The 18149-nt window shown below is 64.2% G+C and carries 16 protein-coding genes and 2 riboswitches; of the genes, 5 read left to right on the plus strand and 11 right to left on the minus strand.

What is annotated here, in order from left to right; all coding sequences use genetic code 11:
• Positions 1-30: 30 nt before the first annotated feature.
• From BLS27_RS20000 to BLS27_RS20010, 3 genes are all read right to left on the minus strand, one after another.
• The gene (locus BLS27_RS20000) at positions 31-339 is read right to left on the minus strand and encodes a hypothetical protein (RefSeq protein ID WP_043212371.1); all 309 of its coding nucleotides are present in this window, start codon (positions 337-339) and stop codon (positions 31-33) included.
• Positions 340-427: 88 nt separating this feature from the next.
• Positions 428-1780 (minus strand): GntP family permease, encoded by a 1353-nt coding sequence (locus BLS27_RS20005; protein WP_043212374.1) that lies wholly within the window; start codon positions 1778-1780, stop codon positions 428-430.
• A 99-nt stretch (positions 1781-1879) separates the two neighbouring features.
• Positions 1880-2419: a gluconokinase gene (locus tag BLS27_RS20010; protein ID WP_090346554.1), complete on the minus strand. Its 540-nt coding sequence runs from the start codon at positions 2417-2419 to the stop codon at positions 1880-1882.
• A gap of 208 nt (positions 2420-2627) precedes the next feature.
• Here BLS27_RS20010 and gntR point away from each other — a divergent pair, with 208 nt between their 5' ends.
• On the plus strand, positions 2628-3647 hold the full coding sequence (gntR, locus tag BLS27_RS20015) for an HTH-type transcriptional regulator GntR (RefSeq protein ID WP_043212378.1): 1020 nt from the start codon (positions 2628-2630) through the stop codon (positions 3645-3647).
• 25 nt (positions 3648-3672) lie between these two features.
• Here the strand turns inward: gntR and BLS27_RS20020 are convergent, their stop codons facing one another.
• The 7 genes from BLS27_RS20020 to BLS27_RS20050 form a co-directional block, all read right to left on the minus strand.
• Positions 3673-7002, minus strand: coding sequence for a transporter substrate-binding domain-containing protein (locus tag BLS27_RS20020; protein WP_090346557.1), 3330 nt, complete (start codon positions 7000-7002; stop codon positions 3673-3675).
• A 13-nt stretch (positions 7003-7015) separates the two neighbouring features.
• Positions 7016-7630: a response regulator transcription factor gene (locus BLS27_RS20025; protein WP_043212380.1), complete on the minus strand. Its 615-nt coding sequence runs from the start codon at positions 7628-7630 to the stop codon at positions 7016-7018.
• A 223-nt stretch (positions 7631-7853) separates the two neighbouring features.
• Entirely contained in the window at positions 7854-8096 is a 243-nt protein-coding gene (locus BLS27_RS20030) for a DUF1272 domain-containing protein (RefSeq protein ID WP_080642116.1), read from the minus strand.
• A gap of 29 nt (positions 8097-8125) precedes the next feature.
• Entirely contained in the window at positions 8126-8878 is a 753-nt protein-coding gene (gene cobM / locus BLS27_RS20035) for a precorrin-4 C(11)-methyltransferase (RefSeq protein ID WP_090346560.1), read from the minus strand.
• A 40-nt stretch (positions 8879-8918) separates the two neighbouring features.
• A complete protein-coding gene (locus tag BLS27_RS20040; protein WP_070571388.1) occupies positions 8919-9326 on the minus strand; it encodes a cobalamin biosynthesis protein in 408 nt (135 codons plus the stop codon).
• The gene (locus BLS27_RS20045) at positions 9326-10009 is read right to left on the minus strand and encodes a CbtA family protein (RefSeq protein ID WP_090346563.1); all 684 of its coding nucleotides are present in this window, start codon (positions 10007-10009) and stop codon (positions 9326-9328) included. The genes BLS27_RS20040 and BLS27_RS20045 overlap by 1 nt, the downstream gene beginning before the upstream one ends.
• A 10-nt stretch (positions 10010-10019) precedes the next feature.
• Complete coding sequence (locus tag BLS27_RS20050) at positions 10020-10205, minus strand: CbtB domain-containing protein (protein WP_043212388.1); 186 nt, start codon at positions 10203-10205, stop codon at positions 10020-10022.
• Between the two features lie 93 nt (positions 10206-10298).
• A riboswitch (cobalamin riboswitch) is annotated at positions 10299-10496 on the minus strand.
• A 199-nt stretch (positions 10497-10695) separates the two neighbouring features.
• A riboswitch (cobalamin riboswitch) is annotated at positions 10696-10893 on the plus strand.
• 100 nt (positions 10894-10993) lie between these two features.
• Between BLS27_RS20050 and cobW the strand changes: the two genes are divergently transcribed.
• The 4 genes from cobW (at position 10994) to BLS27_RS20070 (ending at position 17512) form a co-directional block, all read left to right on the plus strand.
• The gene (gene cobW, locus BLS27_RS20055; RefSeq protein WP_090346566.1) at positions 10994-12061 is read left to right on the plus strand and encodes a cobalamin biosynthesis protein CobW; all 1068 of its coding nucleotides are present in this window, start codon (positions 10994-10996) and stop codon (positions 12059-12061) included.
• Positions 12062-12064: 3 nt separating this feature from the next.
• On the plus strand, positions 12065-15826 hold the full coding sequence (gene cobN / locus BLS27_RS20060; protein ID WP_090346569.1) for a cobaltochelatase subunit CobN: 3762 nt from the start codon (positions 12065-12067) through the stop codon (positions 15824-15826).
• A 1-nt stretch (position 15827) separates the two neighbouring features.
• On the plus strand, positions 15828-16844 hold the full coding sequence (locus BLS27_RS20065) for a magnesium chelatase ATPase subunit I (protein WP_090346571.1): 1017 nt from the start codon (positions 15828-15830) through the stop codon (positions 16842-16844).
• 77 nt (positions 16845-16921) lie between these two features.
• Positions 16922-17512: a vWA domain-containing protein gene (locus BLS27_RS20070; RefSeq protein WP_043212413.1), complete on the plus strand. Its 591-nt coding sequence runs from the start codon at positions 16922-16924 to the stop codon at positions 17510-17512.
• A 114-nt stretch (positions 17513-17626) separates the two neighbouring features.
• Here the strand turns inward: BLS27_RS20070 and BLS27_RS20075 are convergent, their stop codons facing one another.
• Positions 17627-17893 (minus strand): hypothetical protein, encoded by a 267-nt coding sequence (locus tag BLS27_RS20075; RefSeq protein ID WP_043212394.1) that lies wholly within the window; start codon positions 17891-17893, stop codon positions 17627-17629.
• Positions 17894-18149 lie beyond the last annotated feature (256 nt).

Raw genomic sequence — 18149 nt, forward strand, 5'->3', positions numbered from 1 at the left:
GCCTGGGGCTGCACGGCAGTCCCAGGCTCTTCAGGGCTGTCCCTGGCCGCGAGTGCCTCCGTCGCCATGCCCGCGCATCCCTTCAGAACCTCCGCCGTCCATTCCCGGGAGGTTTCGATCATCGTTCTGGTCGGCGGGCGGGCTGTCCGGATCGTTGCCCTGGATACGCGGGTCGGTATCGCGGGGCACAGGCTTCTCGATTGGATTGAGGGTGCTGTCGGCGCCCGGCTTGGGCGCGGTGTTGTGCGGATCGTCCGGGTGGGTCGGACCGGTGCCCACCGCCAGGGCCAGTGGAGAGGCCAGCAGGGCGGCGAGCAGCCAAGTGCGCGATCGTTTCATGGGTGGCTCCTTGCGGGCAAAGGCGTGTTGCCTGTACCTGGGTTGGGCCGCAACCCTCAACGCAAGGTGCCACCACGGCGACGAACGGTCAGACCACCAGCGACAACAGCATGATGAAGATGATGCCCACCACCGACAGGATGGTCTCCATCATGCTCCAGGTCTTGAACGTCTCTGCCACGGTCATGTTGAAGTACTGTTTGACCAGCCAGAAACCGGCGTCGTTGACGTGAGACAGAATCAACGAACCTGCGCCGGTGGCCAGCACCAACAGTTCGCGGTTCACGCCTGGGACCAGATCGATCACCGGCGCGACGATGCCGGCACCGGTGATGGTCGCCACGGTCGCCGAACCAGTCGCGATGCGGATCACAGCAGCGACCAGCCAGGCCAGCAGAATCGGCGAAATCTCGGCTTGCACCGCCATCTGGCCAATCACGTTACCCACACCAGTGTCCACCAGCATCTGCTTGAAGCCGCCGCCGGCACCCACGATCAGCACGATGGCGGCGGTCGGAGCCAGGCTCTGGTCGAGCATCTTCATGATTTGCTGACGTGAGAAGCCCCGGGCCGAACCGAAGGTGTAGAACGCCAGCAGCAATGCCGCGAGCAGGGCGGTGATGGGGTGACCGATCAGGTCCATCCACTGGCGCACGATGTGCTCGGCGGGTAACACCACATCGGCGAAGGTCTTGAGCAGCATCAGCACGACCGGCAGCAGCACGGTGAGCAGGGTGACGCCAAAGCTTGGCAGGTTGTTCTGATTGGTTTCCCGGGCGATCTGGTCCATCAGTTCCTGGGACGGGTTGCCCGGAATGTAGCGGGCGATGAAATTACCGAACAGCGGACCTGCGATGACCGCGGTGGGCAGGGCCACCAGCAGGCCATAGAAGATGGTCTTGCCGATATCCGCGTGGAAGATGCCGATCGCCAGCAGCGGGCCTGGATGCGGCGGCACAAGTCCATGGACTACGGAAAGGCCGGCCAGCAGCGGAATGCCGATCTTGATCAGCGAAACCCCTGAGCGACGCGCGACGATGAACACCAGGGGGATCAACAGCACGAAGCCGATTTCGAAGAACAATGGGATGCCCACCAAGAAGGCGGCGAACATCATGGCCCAGTGCACCTTCTGTTTGCCAAAGGCACGAATCAGCGTTTGCGCGATCTGGTCGGCGCCGCCGGAGTCGGCCATCAGTTTGCCCAACATGGTCCCCAAGGCCAGGACGATGCCGACGAAGCCGAGCACACCGCCAAAGCCGTCCTGGAAGGACTTCATGACCTTGGCGACCGGCATGCCGGAGGTCAGGCCAAGGAAGCCGGCTGCCAGGGTCAGGGCGACGAAGGGGTGGACCTTGAAATGGGTGATCAGCAGGATAAGTCCGACGATGGTGACCAGAGCGTCGAGCAGCAGGTAGGTATCAGTAGCCAGTCCGAACATGGTTCATGTGCCTCTGTCTTATCATTGTTTTGGCGAAACGATCGGCGTCTTTGGATGCCGAGATAGCGCTGTCTTTGGTGAGCCGGGAAGGCTGACGGTTCAGGCGGTACGCGCCAGGCTGCGGTCACCTTGGGGCTTTAGCCAGGTGTCTACCGCCACGGCCAGCGCTTCGATAGGCTGCGTGGCGTCCAGCGCCAGGGTCAGAGGCTCGCCGTGGGGCGGTTCCAGCGCGGCGAACTGGCTGTCGATGAGGCTGGCTGGCATGAAATGACCGGGGCGGGCGAGTACGCGTTTTTCTGCTTCGGCTGGGCTCAGTTCGAGAAACACGAAGCCAAGGCCCGGCACGGCCTCGCGCAGGGTCTCGCGATAACGGCGCTTAAGCGCGGAACAGGTGAGAATGGGGCGTTCGCCGGCCTGGAGCACGGCCTGCAGTTCCTGGCCAAGACGGACCAGCCAACCGGCGCGGTCGTCATCGTTCAAAGGAATGCCAGCGCTCATCTTGCGGATGTTTTCGGCAGGGTGGAAAGCATCGCCTTCGATCAGGCGACCACCGCTCGTGCTGGCAATGGCAGCGCCCACGCAGCTCTTGCCGCAGCCTGCCACGCCCATCACCACGATTGCGGTCAGGGGAGAGTTCATCAGTACCTCCTGCGGGGTGAGATAGCGCTGTCTCGGTGCCGCTGAAAACGGATGCGAGCGCCACCCTCCCGGGTGTTATTGGTCTTGTCTTTACGCAGTATGGACGCTAGGCGCATAGCCGCTACCAAAGATACATTGCCTGTATCCTGAGACAGCGCTACCTTAGTGGCCGTTCCCATTTCTGGCAAGTAGTAAAATTACAACACCCATGTCTCGTACAGGCTCGCGCACGACCGGTCGCCCCACCCTGGCAGAAGTCGCCAGACTTTCGGGGGTTTCCCCCATCACCGCTTCCCGCGCCTTGCGCGGTGTAAGCACCGTGGCCCCGCAACTGGTGGAAAAAGTCGTGGCCGCTGCGGCGAGCCTAGGCTATGTCGCCAATCCGGCTGCTCGGGCATTGGCGTCGGCACGCAGTGAGTCGGTGGTGGTGTTGATCCCCTCGTTGTCCAACCAGCTGTTCATCGACACCCTGGAGGCCATCCACGAAGTGATGCGCCCGCGCGGGTTGGAAGTACTGATCGGCAACTACCACTACGATCTGGCCGAAGAGGAAAACCTCATCCGCAACTACCTGGCCTACCAGCCCTGCGGGATCCTGCTCACCGGGTTCGAGCGTAGTGAAGTCTCCCGGCAGATGTTGACCGCCAGCGGCGTGCCGTGCGTGCACATGATGGAGCTCGGAGGCGAGGCGGGGCAGCTGTCGGTCGGATTTTCCCAACAACAGGCCGGCCGCGCGGCTGCCCGGCACTTGATCGAGCGTGGTCGTCGGCGCTTGGCATTCATCGCGGCGCAGCTCGACCCTCGCGTCATGCAGCGCGCCGATGGCTTCCGCCAAGCGCTCGCCGAGGCTGGTTTGCAGGCGCCGGAGCTGGAACTGCTGGCGCCACAACCGTCATCCATCGGCCTGGGCAGCGAGCTGTTCAGCCAGTTGCTTGCGCAGGCGCCGGATGTCGACGGCGTGTTCTTCTGTAACGATGACTTGGCCCAGGGTGCGGTATTGCAGGCTTTGCGCCAGGGCGTCGAGGTGCCGCGCCAAGTGGCGATGGTTGGTTTCAACGACCTGCCGGCATCGGCGCACATGGTGCCGCGGTTGACCTCGATCCGTACCCCCCGAGCCGCGGTAGGCCGAGGCGCAGCCCAAGCGCTGTTGGCGCTGCTCGATGGCAAGCAGGTGGCCACCGAACAGCAGGATCTGGGATTCGAGCTGATGGTGCGCGAGAGCTCCTGACCGGCTGGTTCGGGCCGGGCAGGGCTCAGTTGGGGGCGCTGAGTGCCGCGAGGCCTTCGCGCAGTTCGCGTTGCAGTGCCTCCAGGCTACTTTCCAGCCGTTCGAGCAAGGCCTTGGTCGGCTGCTTCTGGGCGACGGCCTGTTCGACCGCTTCGCAATCGCGCACCACGCCCCGGACTTTCAGCATTTTCGCGCCTCCCTTGATGCGGTGTGCCAAGGCATGCACTGCGTCACTTTCAGGCGCTTCGCCAAGGGCGCGCAGGGCTGCGAGGTCTTCGCCGGCGCTGTGTGCCAATTGTTCGAGAAGGCGTCGAATCAACTGGTCGTCATCCTGGGTCAGGTGACGCAGCTCACTGAGGTTGAAGCCACTGGCCGTCGTGGCAGGCTCCGGTGCGGGTGCGGGTGCGGGTGCGGGTGCGGGTGCGGGGGCCGGCACCGGCACCTGCTCCGCCAGCGGCGCGCTGGGAAGGTGGGCTTTCAGGGCTTTGAGACCGATCGGTTTGAACAGGCATTCATCCATGCCATTGGCCAGGCAGCGCGCTTTTTCCTCGGCTTGGGCGTTGGCCGTAACGCCGAGTATCAGGCAGGCTGGCTGGCCGCGCTCATGCTCCAGGGCACGGATACGCCGAGTGAGCTCGTGGCCATCCATCACCGGCATGCTGCAATCGGTGATCACCACATTGAACTGACCTGCTCGCCAAAGGGCCAGCGCCGCTTCGCCATTCTCGGCCTGGGTCACCTTGTGTCCCAGGGTGGTCAGTTGCTTGTCCAGCAGCAGCAGGTTGGCGGGGTAGTCATCGACTACCAGGATATCCAGTGGGCCGCTGCTCATGTCCTGAGCCGGCTCGGTCTGTTCGTCCTGTGCTGGCACCGAGGTGGCCGGCAGGGTCAGGTCCACGCTCACCTTGGTGCCCATGCCCTCGACGCTCTGCAGTTCGAGCGACCCGCCCATCAACTCGGCCAGGGTTCGGCTGATCACCAGACCGAGGCCGGCGCCTTTTCCGGCCTGGGGGCCGTTTACCTGGGCGAAGGTGCTGAAGAGTCGGGCCTGGTCGCTTGGGCTGATACCGATGCCGCTGTCCTGTACGCACAACGAAACCCGGATATCGCCGGTGGCGCTGGGAGAGGTGAGTTTCAGGGTCACTTGCACGCCACCCTGGTCGGTGAACTTGAGGGCGTTGCTGATCAAGTTGGACAGGACCTGCTTGAGGCGCACAGGGTCGGCGAGCACCCAGACTGGCGCCTGCGGCAGATCCCCGTTCAGATACAAGCCCTTGATCCGGGCATTGCCGTCGAACACGCGAAGGGTCGCGCGCACCAGTTCCACCAGGTCGATCGGTACCGGTTGCAGGGACATGTGGCCGGATTCGATGCGGGAAATGTCGAGGATGTCGCCGATCAGCTCGAGCAGGCCAATGGCCGAGTCATGGGCGGTATGCAAAGTCTGCGGGTCGCTGTGGCCTCGGCGGCTGTCCTCCAGGGCGAGCTCCAGCAGGCCGATCACCGCGTTCATCGGTGTGCGGATTTCATGGCTCATGATCGCCAGGAAGGTACTTTTGGCTTGGCTGGCCTGTTCAGCGTCATCCTTGGCTTGACGCAACTGCTCCAGCAGACCGCGGCTGAGCGCCAGTTGCGCCTGCAGGGCGCGTTGGGCCTCGGTGCGCTGGTTGATGAGCTTGCGCAGGTACGTGTTCCAGAACACCACGCCGGCCAACAGCACGGCGGCCAGCACCAGCACTTGCAGCGCCAGGGTGCGGTAGTTGCGCCAGGGGCTGTCGCTGACCAGCGTGTTGGTGTGCCATCGGTTGACCAACTGGTCCAGCTCCTCAGGCGGGATGTTAAGCAGGGCTTTGTCCAGAATCGACTGCAGCACCGGTAGATCCGGTGCGATCGCAAAAGCGGCGCTGGCCGGATCGTCGCTTTGCAGGCCGGCGATACGCAAACCATTGTTGAACACATGGCTGATGTAGTAGCTGGCATTGATCTGGCTGCTCAAGGCCACGTCGGCCTTGCCGCTGGCGACGGCTTCCATCAACTCAAGGTGGGTTTCGACCTCGACCAGACGGACGCCAGGATACCGCCGTTGCAACGCCTCACGCTGAGGGGAGCCACGCAACAACGCGACACGTCGCCCATCGAGCGTCATCGGTGTGCCGATCCAGGGGGCTTCGCTGTGGGTGATCAAAACCCGGGGGCTGACCACATAAGGGCGAGTAAAGCGAAGGCGCTTCGCACGTTCGGCGCCGTAGCCCAGGGCGCCGATTATCTGCGCCTGCCCCTCGGCCACTTGGTCGACCATGTCCTGGATCGAATCGACTTCGACGATCTCGAAGCGCAGACCGGTCTGCAGACGGATGCGCTTGAGCAGGTCGATGGTGATTCCGGTCGGGTGCTGTTGAGCATCGTTGAAGGTCAGAGGCGCCAGGGAGGGATTGACCAACACCCGCACCTTTGGGTTGTGCGCTATCCAGTCACGCTCCTCAGGCGTGAGGGCACCGACCGGATTTTTCATCAGCAAACTGGTATTGCCGCTGCTCCAGCGCCGCAGGATGTTCAGGCGCTCGCTGTCGCTGATCCTGGCCAGGGCCTCGTTGACCAGGCGTTGCAAACGTGGATTATCGCGGGCCAGGGCAAAGGCGAAGACGTCGGCGGGCAAGGGGCTGAAATGATCGATTTTCACCAAACCTTGGAAGCTCTTGCCGATCGCGTAGTCGGTACTGATCGCATCACCCAGATAAGCGTCCGCCGCCCCCATCGCCACGGCCGACAATCCGGCCAGTGTCGAGTGGTACAGGGTCACTTGGACGTCGGGATACTGCTTGCGCACCAGCTTTTCGGGCAAGTAATGATCGACCATGGCCAGGCGTAGCCCTGGCAACGCTTTGCCATGACGGCCGAGCATACGATCCTGCTTGCTGACGACGACCGGCAGGTCGTCGGCATAGGGCTGGCTGAGAACCAACTGCGCATCGGCGGCCTCGAAGGCGTTGGAGCTGCCGAGCAAGTCGATGCTGCCGGCGTGCAGTGCTTCGATGGCTGCCTGGCGGGTGGGGAAGCGGCGAACCTCGACCGGGATGCCGAGCTGTTCGCCGATCAGACCCGCATAGTCGGCACTGAGACCTTCAAAGTCGGCGGGGCTGGTGTTGATCTCGAACGGCGGGTAGTCAGGGCGCGAGCTGCCCAGCACCAGGGCTTTGCGGCGTTCGAGCCAGTGCCGGTCATCTTGTTGGAGCGACAACGGGGGCGAGGCGCTCAGTGAGCGGGCGAGCAGGTGCCGGGCTTCGCTGTCGGCATGCGCCACAGCGCTGATGGCCAGGAGCGCGCCCAGCAGGATGGTGAACACCGCGCCTCTCATGACGGAGGGATGTTCAACTGACGTTGTTGCGTTTGGCCAGGTCGACCATTTCGACCAGAGACTCGGTCTTGAGTTTATCCATGATGCGTCCACGGTAGGTGCTGATGGTTTTGGCACTGAGGTTCATGCATTCACCGATGAACTTGTTGTTCTCGCCGCGGGTAAGCCGGCGTAGCACTTCCATTTCGCGGTTGGAGAGGCTTTCGAGACGACTGCACTCGCTTTCGAGCGAGCTGCTGTTGACCGACATCTGCGGAAAGGTGGAGTAGCCCTTGACCAACGCCTTGAGGGCGAACACCAGGGCATCGAGGTCTTCGTCCTTGTTGACGAAGGCGGCGATACCGGCATCCAGGCAACGACGGACATACAGGTCGGCGGGTTGACCGGTGAGCACCATGATCTTCGGTGCCGGCTCCAACAGTTGCAGACGTTTGATGACCTCCATGCCATCGAGGCCAGGTAGGCCGATGTCGAGGATAACCACGTCAGGACGTAATTGGCGAGCCTGCTGCACGGCGTCGATGCCGTCACCGGCTTCACCGATGACCTGAAAACGTTCACGTTCGAGCAGCATGCGCACAGCCAGTCGAACGGTTGGATGGTCGTCAACCATTAAAACGGTTGTCATTGGATAACTCCTGTAGGAATTTGGTCCGTTTCCTGAAGTCCCGCAGGAATACGTGAAAGGGAGCCTGCGCGGCAGCGCGCAAGATTACGTAGATTCCTCTCGATTGGTAATGGGATGCGTAGGTTTGTTGAAAAAGCGAAGATTATTGTTGAAAAGGCCTACAAAATAAACCTCCATGGTAAAGCCCGCCCAGGCGCCAAGGACGGGCCACGCACAGAATAGTTCAGGAGCAGCCCGGGTGCGGCTTGAGCACGCGCAGGTGCGAGGCCGGATTGCGGCTCAATGCCGTCCCGACCCTTGCCGGGCGAGGCAGTAACTGGCCGCCACAGTTCGGGCAGCGCCCCTGGAACTGACGTTCATTGCATGCACGACAAAAGGTGCATTCGAACGAGCAAATCAACGCATCCGCGCTGTCGCCCGGCAGGTCACGGTCGCAGCATTCGCAGTTGGGGCGTAATTCAAGCATGGAGTGGGTTCCTGTCAGATAACGCCCGCTCAACCGGCGGGGCGATAGAGGTGGGCATGCCCGGCCCGGTACAGGGCCGATTCAGCGAAAGGTGCATCGCCCAGCACATGGCCCACCAGGATCAGCGCGGTTCGCCGAAAATCCTTGGCCGCTGTGAGTGCGACGATGTCCTGCAGGGTGCCGCGTACCCAGTCCTGGTCCGGCCAGGTGGCGCGATGAATGACGGCGACCGGGCAGTCCGGCCCGTAGTGTGGCAACAGTTCGGTGACGATACGCTCGAGGTGTTTCACGCCCAGGTGGATCGCCAAGGTGCTGCGGTGGCGGGCCAGGTCGGCCAACTGTTCGCCAACTGGCATGGGCGAGCTGTCGCCATAGCGGGTGAGAATCACCGTCTGGGCGAGCTCCGGCAAGGTCAGCTCGCAGCCGAGCAGGGCGGCGCTGGCGGCGGTGGCGGTAACACCCGGAATGATCTGATAGTCGATGCCCAGTTCGCGCAGATGACGTATCTGCTCGCCGATGGCGCCATACAGACTGGGGTCGCCGCTGTGAACACGGGCCACATCCTGGCCATTTTCGTGGGCGCGGCGCAGGGCTTCGATGATCTGCTCCAGGTTCAGTTCGGCGCTGTTGATCACCGTCTCGGCGCTGTTTCCCTCCAATACAGCTGGCGGAACCAGGGAGCCGGCATAGATGATGACCGGGCATTGGCGGATCAGACGTTGCCCCTTGACCGTGATCAGCTCCGGATCGCCGGGCCCGGCACCGATGAAATAGACCGTCATGGGAAATCCTTGCAGATAGGCAGTAATGTGGACGCGATTATCAGCCACGGGCCAGGGCAAGGGTAGCCTGGCCCAGCACCTGGCGTGTCACCAGCAAGCGCGAGGTGCCGAGCGATCGTGCGGCCAGTGCCAGGGCTGCGCTTTCAGCGACGCCCCAGCAGCCGCTGTAGGCGTAGGCAACGGGTGAGCGATGGCTGAGCTGCGGTTCGAAGGGCTGTAGCTCGGTGGCCGGGAACACCACCAGGGGGATGCCCAGCCGTTCGGCTAGGGCCTGCAACCCAGGTTCATCGAATTTGAGATCGATACTGGCAAGGCCAACCAGATGATCGGCGCACAGGCGGTGTGTGGCCAGGGTCGTGCGCAGCAACTGCTCCAGGGTTTCGACCGGGCAGCCCTTGCGGCAGCCGAAGCCGGCATAGAATACCGGCTCGGACGAGGCGTTGCGCATCAGGCCTGGTTGGCTCGGCGATAAAGCCAAGCGCTGAGCAGGCCAAGGGCGAGCCAGAACGCGGCGTTAGTCAGCCAGGAGGCGAGCTTGAATTGGGCCACCAGTGCTTGCGGTGCCAGACTTTCATGCACCGGTGGTTGTGGTGCGCCGATCACGTGTGGCACCACCAGCAAAGCGACGCCCAGCACCTTGAGCAGCCAATGGTGGGTAAACACCACCAGCGCAAGACCCGCGGCCGTGGCGGCTGCAGTGCCGATCCACCAGCTCTGGCGTTGCCCCAGGTCGGCGGCGGCTGTGCCTGGCAGCTCCGGTGGCAACCCCAGTGTGGGTGCCAGGCAGAACACAGCAAAACCTGCCAGCCCCCACAGTGCGCCGGTCATCACTCGGTTTGGCTCGCGCAGGCTGTACAGCGCGGCGAGGATCAGCGCGAAACCGACCGCCACCACGAGGTTGCCGCCGGTGGTGGCGAGCAAACGCTGCCAGCCATCCTCCGGTGCCCAGGCCGCTGGGTCATGGGAATGCGCTGCGACGGGGCTGTCGTGCTCATGTTGCTCGGGGACAGCGCTCTCGAAAGTTTCTGCCTGGAGAATCAACGGGCTGACCCACAGACTTTGCAGCACGGTCAGCAATAGAGCGGCGAGCAGCCCGCTGAAACCTGCGGTACGGGCGATACGCTTGATCATGCAGGTGTACTCAATGGCAAGGGAAGGCGGCGCTGTGGCGGGTATCGTGGGCGGCATTGTGCACCGCCTCGATGTGCGAGAAACCTGCGAAATAGACCAGGCACAGGCCCAGCAGGCTGGCACCGACGGCAATGACGACACGTTGGCTGAGGCTGACGGGAGTGGCGATGCTGTGTTTGGTGCTGGTGATCGGCATGGTGCGTTCCTCTGCTGTTTATAGGCGGCGGACACGCGCGTCGTTCCGGGCACGATTGACCCAGAAGAGGTGACAGCGCCCGCCCACCGCGGGGTGTTCTATTAACGCCAGGCCGGTCTCCGGGCTTGCAAGGAGGAGCAGGGCTCCTGGAAAGCATCACCTTCCCATGCCATACGACGCGGCACAGTGGTCAAGATGCTTCGCTCGCTTACCGTTGCGGGGGCAGCATCGGCTTGGCTACCGATTTCCCGTTTCACCCCTTGGGGGGGCACCTGAACGCAAGGTGCAAGCAAAGCATGGGGGCGCCATGGCGTCAATCTGCAAGGTTGCGGTGGCCGCGCCCTCAGCGGGCCAGGTGGTGAAAGGTCGAGCTTGGAATACACCTAGGAGTTCCTCGTGGGCGAACCCGCACCCGCAGGCCAGGGCGACTGTTCCAAAGGGCTGTCCGCAAACACTGACGCGCCATGGTTGACCGCCTGCCGGCCACTGCGTAGCCTTGCCGATTCGAGGTTCTCCGGCATTGGCCGGAGCTAAGACGGGAACGCGGTTCAAGCCGCGGCTGCCCCCGCAACTGTAGGCACCAACCCGGATCGACACAGCCACTGCGCCCAGGCGCGGGAAGGCGTCGTTCCACCGGCACGGCCGGTAAGGTGCAAGCCAGGAGACCTGCCTCGAGACGATTTCGACTTTCAACCGGGCGGGGTGATCCGGTGGCGAACAGGCCCGGCCAGCAAGGCTCGCGGCACTCGTCCTGCATGCCCGCGCCATCCTGCCAAGGGCATCGCGACATGAAAACACTGGCCAAGCTCCCCGTCACCATCGTCACTGGCTTTCTCGGCTCGGGCAAAACCACTTTGCTGCGTCACATGCTGGACAACGCCCAGGGGCGCCGTATCGCGGTGATCGTCAACGAATTCGGTGAACTGGGCATCGATGGCGAAATTCTCAAGCAGTGCAGCATTGGCTGCACCGAGGAAGAAGCCAGCGGCCGGGTCTACGAACTGGCCAACGGTTGCCTGTGCTGCACCGTGCAGGAAGAGTTCTTCCCGGTGATGCGCGAGTTGGTGGCCCGCCGCGGCGACCTGGACCACATCCTCATCGAAACCAGCGGCCTGGCCCTGCCCAAGCCGTTGGTGCAGGCCTTCCAGTGGCCAGAAATCCGCAATGCTTGCACCGTCGATGCGGTCATCACCGTGGTCGACAGCCCGGCCGTGGCCGCAGGGACCTTCGCGGCGTACCCGGACCAAGTGGACGCTCAACGCAAGCTCGACCCCAACCTTGATCATGAGTCGCCTCTGCACGAACTGTTTGCCGACCAACTGGCCAGCGCCGACCTGGTGGTGCTGAACAAGGCTGATCTGATCGATCCCCAAGGCCTGGCCAAGGTGCGTGCCGAAGTCAGCGAAGAACTGCCGCCGGCGGTCAAGGTGATCGAGGCCAGCAGCGGCCGCCTGCCGTTGGAGGTGCTGCTGGGCGTGGGCGCCGAGGCCGAGGCGCACATCGATGGTCGCCGTACCCACCATGACGCACACCACGAGGGCGATGATCATGACGATCACGACCACGATGCCTTCGACTCCATTTCCATCGACCTGCCAGAAGCGGACGAAAGCCTGCTGCTCGATGCCCTGACTCAATTGGTGGTCGAATTCGGCATCTTGCGCGCCAAGGGCTTCGCTGCCATCCCCGGCAAGCCGATGCGCCTGCTGATCCAGGGGGTGGGCACCCGTTTCGACAAGCACTTCGACCGCGCCTGGCGCGCCGACGAGCCGCGTATCACCCGCCTGGTGCTGATCGGCCAGGCGCTGGACGCTGCCGCGCTCGAAGCGCGCCTGCGCCAGGCCTTGGGCGCCTGACCCATGCACCTGCTGCGGACCCAGCCCGGCGGCTTCGTGCCGGACGACAGCATTGCCGATCTCGGCCAGACCCCCGCCGAATTGGTGATCCTCTGCAGCGGTGATTCGCACCTGGCGCTGCTCGCCGAAACCGCCGAGCAGTTGCCGGAGGATTTCCCCAGCCTGCGACTGGCCAACCCCATGCAGGTGCAGAATCACGCCTCGGTCGACCTGTACATCGATCAGGTGCTGCGCCATGCCAAGGTGATCCTGTTGTCCTTGCATGGTGGCGTCGGGTACTGGCGCTATGGTGTCGAGCAACTGGTCGAGCTGAGCACACGGGGCGTGCAGTTGATCCTGGTGCCCGGCGACGACCGCCCGGACCCGGAGTTGACCCAGTTGGGCACCGTGACCGGCGATCAGGCCGAGCGCCTTTGGCATTACCTGCGCCAGGGCGGCAAGGCCAATGCCGCGAATCTGTTCAATTGCTTGGCCAGCCTGTGGCTTGGGCGCGATTACGCCTGGGAGGAGCCGCAACCCTTGCCGCGTACCACGGTGTACCACCCCGCCAAGCCCAGCGCCGTGTTGCAGGACTGGTACTGCGAATGGCAGCCCGACTGGCCTGTGGCCCCCATCTTGTTCTATCGCTCGCACCTGCAAGCGGCCAACACAGCGTTCATCGATACTTTCTGCCAGCGCTTGCAGGCAGCAGGGCTCAATCCGCTGCCTATCGCCGTGGCCAGCCTCAAGGAGGCGGCCTGCCTGGACCAGGTCGAGACCTGGCTGGATGAAGTCCAGGCCGAGGTGGTGCTCAACACCACAGGTTTTGCCTTGTCCAGTCCGGAGCAACCCAACCTGCGCCCGCTGCGCAGAGACATCCCGGTGTTGCAGGCGATCTGCGCCCAGGACAACCAGCCGGCGTGGGAATCCAATGAGCAGGGCCTGGGCGCGCGGGATCTTGCCATGCACATTGTCTTGCCGGAGCTGGACGGTCGCATCATCACGCGCCCCGTCAGCTTCAAAGACCTGGCCTGGCGCAGCGAGCGCAGCCAGTCCGACGTGGTCTGCTATCGCGCTCACGCCGAACGCATGGATTTCGTCGCCGAGCTGGCGCGTCGCTGGGTGGAGCTGGCGCGGCTGCCCAACGCCCAGAAACGCGTGGCGTTGGTGCTGGCCAACTATCCGACCCGCGACGGGCGCATCGGCAACGGCGTGGGCCTGGACACACCCGGCGCAGCGCTGAACATTCTCCGGGCGCTGCAAGGGCAGGGGTACCCAGTGCAGGGCCTGCCTGACAGCGGTACCGCGTTGATCCATCAGCTGTTGGGTGGGGTGACCAATGACCTGGACCATCTGGACCAGCGCCCCTGTGCCCAAAGTCTGAGCCTTGCTGACTATCAGCAGGCTTTCGCCGCGCTGCCCGAGGCCAACCAGCGTGCGGTACTGGAGCGATGGGGGGCGCCTGAACAGGATCCTATGTTCCGCAGCGGTCGGATGATGATCGCCGGCCTGCGCTATGGCCTGACCTTCGTCGGCATCCAGCCGGCCCGGGGCTACCAGCTGGACCCCAGCGCGGTGTATCACGACCCGGACCTGGTGCCGCCTCATGGGTACCTGGCGTTCCACTTCTGGCTGCGCAACGGCTATGCCGCCGATGCGGTGGTCCACGTGGGCAAGCACGGCAACCTCGAGTGGCTGCCGGGCAAAGGTGTCGGGCTGTCTGCGCAATGCTGGCCAGATGCGCTGCTCGGGCCGCTCCCCAACATCTACCCCTTCATCGTCAACGACCCGGGCGAGGGCGCCCAGGCCAAACGGCGCACGCAGGCGGTGATCATCGACCACCTGATGCCGCCATTGACGCGCGCCGAGACCTACGGCCCGCTGCGTCACCTGGAGCGCCTGGCCGACGAGTATTACGAAGCGCAGCTGCTCGACCCGCGCCGGGCACGCGAGCTGCAGCGCGACATTCTCGAACTGGTCAAGGCCAACCACATCGACCGGGAATTGCAGCTTGAAGGCCAGCTCGAAGACGCGGCCATCTGGTTGCCGCGCCTGGACACCTACCTGTGCGACCTCAAGGAATCGCAGATCCGCGACGGCCTGCATGTGTTCGGCCAATCTCCTGAAGGGCGCCTGCGCAGCGATACGTTGCTGGCGTTGTTGCGCGTGGAGCGCGGTGACGGCAAAGGTGCCAATGCCAGCCTGATCCGTGCGCTGGCCAAAGCCCTGGCGTTGGGCTTCGACCCGCTGGATTGCGAATTCGGCCAGCCTTGGCAGGGGCCGCGCCCAGCGGTGCTGCAGGCGCTCGATACCGCGCCATGGCGCAACCAGGGCGATACCCGCGAGCGCCTGGAACACCTTGCGCTGGACTTGATCGAGCGTGCGCTGGCAGGCCGCCTGGCATTGCCTGAAGATGCCGCCTGGCATCCGGTTGCCACGGTCCTGCAGGCGCTGGTCGACACCATCGCCCCGAGCCTGGACGCCTGCGGCGCGGCCGAAACCGACGGCCTGCTGGCCGCACTGGCCGGGCGTTTCGTCCCGGCCGGGCCCAGCGGAGCGCCCAGCCGGGGGCGTCTGGACGTGCTGCCCACCGGGCGTAATTTCTATACGGTGGATGTGCGCAACCTGCCCACCACCACGGCCTGGCGCCTGGGGTTCGCCTCGGCGAACCTGATCCTTGAGCGTCACTTGCAAGACCATGGCGACCACCTGCGTCAGCTGGGGCTGTCGGTCTGGGGCACGGCGACCATGCGCACTGGTGGTGATGACATCGCCCAGGCCATGGCGCTGATGGGTGTGCGGCCGGTGTGGGCCACCGGCAGTCAGCGAGTCGACGATTTCGAGATCCTGCCGCTGAGCCTGCTCGATCGCCCGCGGGTGGACGTCACCTTGCGCGTCTCAGGCTTCTTCCGCGACGCCTTCGGCAACCTCATTCGGCTGTTCGATGCGGCGGTGCAGGCCGTGGCGGCGCTGGACGAGCCTGACGACCTCAACCCCCTGGCTGCGCGGGTGCGAGCCGAACGCGAGGCCTTGCTGGCCGATGGCGTGGACGCCGAGCAGGCGGCGCGCCAGGCCGGCTGGCGTGTCTTCGGCGCCAAGCCCGGCAGCTACGGGGCCGGGGTGCAGAATGCAATCGATGGACGTTTATGGCAGACACGCGGCGACCTGGCCGAGGTCTACCTCAACCATGGCGGCTACGCCTATGGCGGCAGCGACGAAGGCACACCGGCCCGCGCCGCGTTCGCCCGGCGTTTGGGCCAGGTCCAGGCGGTGCTGCAAAATCAGGACAATCACGAGCATGACCTGCTCGATTCCAACGACTACTATCAATTCCAAGGTGGCATGCTGGCAGCGGCCGAGACCCTGGCCGGCACCGCCCGGGCCAGTTATCACGGCGATCACAGCCAGACCGACCGGCCACGCATCCGCACCCTCAAGGAAGAACTGAACCGGGTGATCCGCGCCCGCGCTCTGAACCCCAAGTGGATCGAGGGGGCCAAGCGCCATGGCTATAAAGGTGCCTTCGAGCTGGCGGCGACGGTCGACAACCTGTTCGCCTTCGACGCCACCACGCACCTGATCGACGATCACCACTACCAGTCGCTGGCCGATGCCTATGTGCTCGACCCTGCGACCCGAGACTTCCTGCAACAGCACAACCCCGAAGCCCTGCGCGACCTGACCGAACGCTTGCTGGAAGCCCAGCAACGCGGCCTCTGGGCGTCGCCAGGGGCCTACCGGGAAGCCCTTGAAGAGCAATTGCTCGATGGCGAGGAACAGGCTTGAAATGAGCGAACCCGTGCAATTCCCCCTGGCGGCCGTAGTCGGCGCCGACGACCTCAAGCTGGCCCTGTGCCTGACCGCCATCGACCCCAAAATCGGCGGTGTGTTGATCGAAGGCCCGCGTGGCATGGCCAAAAGCACCTTGGCGCGCGGGCTGGCGGACCTGTTGGGTACGCCTGGGCAGACACCACCCTTCGTGACCCTGCCCCTAGGCGCCACCGAGGAGCGCCTGGTCGGTACCCTCGACTTGGATGCCGCGCTGGGGCAGGGCAAGGCGCAGTTTTCGCCCGGCGTACTGGCCCAAGCCCATGGGGGCGTGCTTTACGTGGATGAGGTCAACCTGCTGCCCGATCCGCTGGTGGACCTGCTGCTGGATGTGGCCGCCAGTGGCACCAACCGCATCGAGCGCGACGGTATTTCCCATCGCCACGATGCTCGATTCGTCCTGATCGGCACCATGAATCCGGAAGAGGGCGAGCTGCGCCCGCAATTGCTCGACCGTTTCGGCCTCAATGTGCTGCTCGAAGGTCTTCCGCCGCCGCAGGCGCGGCAGCAGATCATTCGTCGGCGACTGGCCTTCGACAGTGATCCGCAGGCGTTCTGCGCCCAATGGGCGCAGGCTCAGGCAGACCTGCGCGAACGCTGCCAGGCCGCACGTCAGCGCCTGGACAGCATCCCGCTGGACGATCGCGCCTTGGCCTGGATCACAGAGGGCTGTTTCAGCGCTGGGGTCGATGGCATGCGCGCCGACCTGGTCTGGTTGCGGGCCGCCCGTGCCCATGCCGCCTGGCGCGGCGGCGATGCGATAGAGGAAGCCGATGTGCAGGCTGTGGCGGAATTCGCCCTGCGCCATCGACGCCGAGAGACGCCCCCGACCAGCGCATCCTCCACCTCACCACCGCCTCAGACCCAAGCTCATTCCGACCCCCAAGGTGGGCAGGGGGATTGGGGCGCGTTGCCCCCACAAACGGTCGCCACCGGGGCACGGCGCGAGGTGCCGAACTGGGCAAAAAAGCCCTGAGCATCCGCAAGCCCGCCGCCCAGGCGGCGGATGCCAAGCCCCAGCCGGGCACCCTGAGCGGCACGCCCCGTGGTCGCGTGCGGATCGGTGGTGCTACGCGTGTGGCGTGGCTTGCGACATTGCTCAAAGGGCGACCACGGCATCGCCATGACCTGTGTTGGCAGCAGCGCCAGGCCCAGGCGCCGGAATTATGGCTGGTGATCGTTGACGCCTCGGCTTCGACCCGGCGCCAGCAGGCGCTGGCACACGCCAAGGGGCTGCTGGTCGAGCTGTTCGATCAGGCCTATCGCCAACGCGCCCGCCTAGCCCTGCTCACCGCCAGTGGCGGCGCGCCGCGTTGGCAGCGCCATGGCCTCAAGGCATCGGCCGCCCTGCGACCCTGGTTGCAAGCGCTCGGGGCGGGGGGCGGTACGCCGTTGATCGCTGCCCTTGAAGAGGCGCAGCACTGGTTGCGGGCACGGGCCAAGCGTTACCCGCAGGAAACACAGCGTTGCTTGGTGCTGACCGATGGTCGCCTGCAACGCTGGAATGCACTGCAACCCATGCCATGCGCGACGGTGCTGGTGGACATTGAGCTGGCGGCGGTGCGCCTGGGGCGTGCGCGGCAACTGGCCGAACAACTGCAGGCCGAATATCGGCATATCCAGCAGTTCAGGGAGTTGAATTGATTAACGTTGAAAGTCGAAGTTGCGACGATATGTCGCAATGACAAAAGTTGCCGGAAGGGCAAAAAGAAAGTTGCACAAGTGCGTGGCCTGGCACGCACTTGCAGGGCGCCGATATTATTTCGGCATCGACCAGGGTTGCAGGTCGTAACCTTTTTCGCAAAGTTCGGCACGCACCTCCTCGATCAAGCTGGCCCATTGCGCAGGGTCGGAATAGATACGCGAGGAGACTTGCTTGCTGCCGATACGCGTGTTGGTCCGGTCGATCACTGCCAGGCTCAGCTCACCAGTACCGTTGGGTGCATCCCAGGCTACGCACTGGAAAGGTTCGAAGGCGTGGTCGGCGATCAGCAGTGCTTCGTTGACACGGAGCGGGGCGTTCATGGTTCGGTCTCTCTATGGTCCCAAACAGCGAAAAGATGTCCGCGTTGCTTCATATTCAAGGAGGCGCAGCGCGGGGTTATTCGTACTGATGCTCCAAGTCAGGGGTGAAGTCACACGGGCGGCGAATTTTTTTTCAAGTCGGCAAAAGTATGTCTGCAACCTGTGCCGGCTGTGACGCTGGAAACTTTGAAAGATTCCCGAGCGCCCCATCGCCGAATGCAATTGGCGGACAAACGGTACTGGGCCAACTCAGGTT

It is taken from the genome of Pseudomonas guariconensis, assembly GCF_900102675.1.
Lineage (GTDB): Bacteria > Pseudomonadota > Gammaproteobacteria > Pseudomonadales > Pseudomonadaceae > Aquipseudomonas > Aquipseudomonas guariconensis.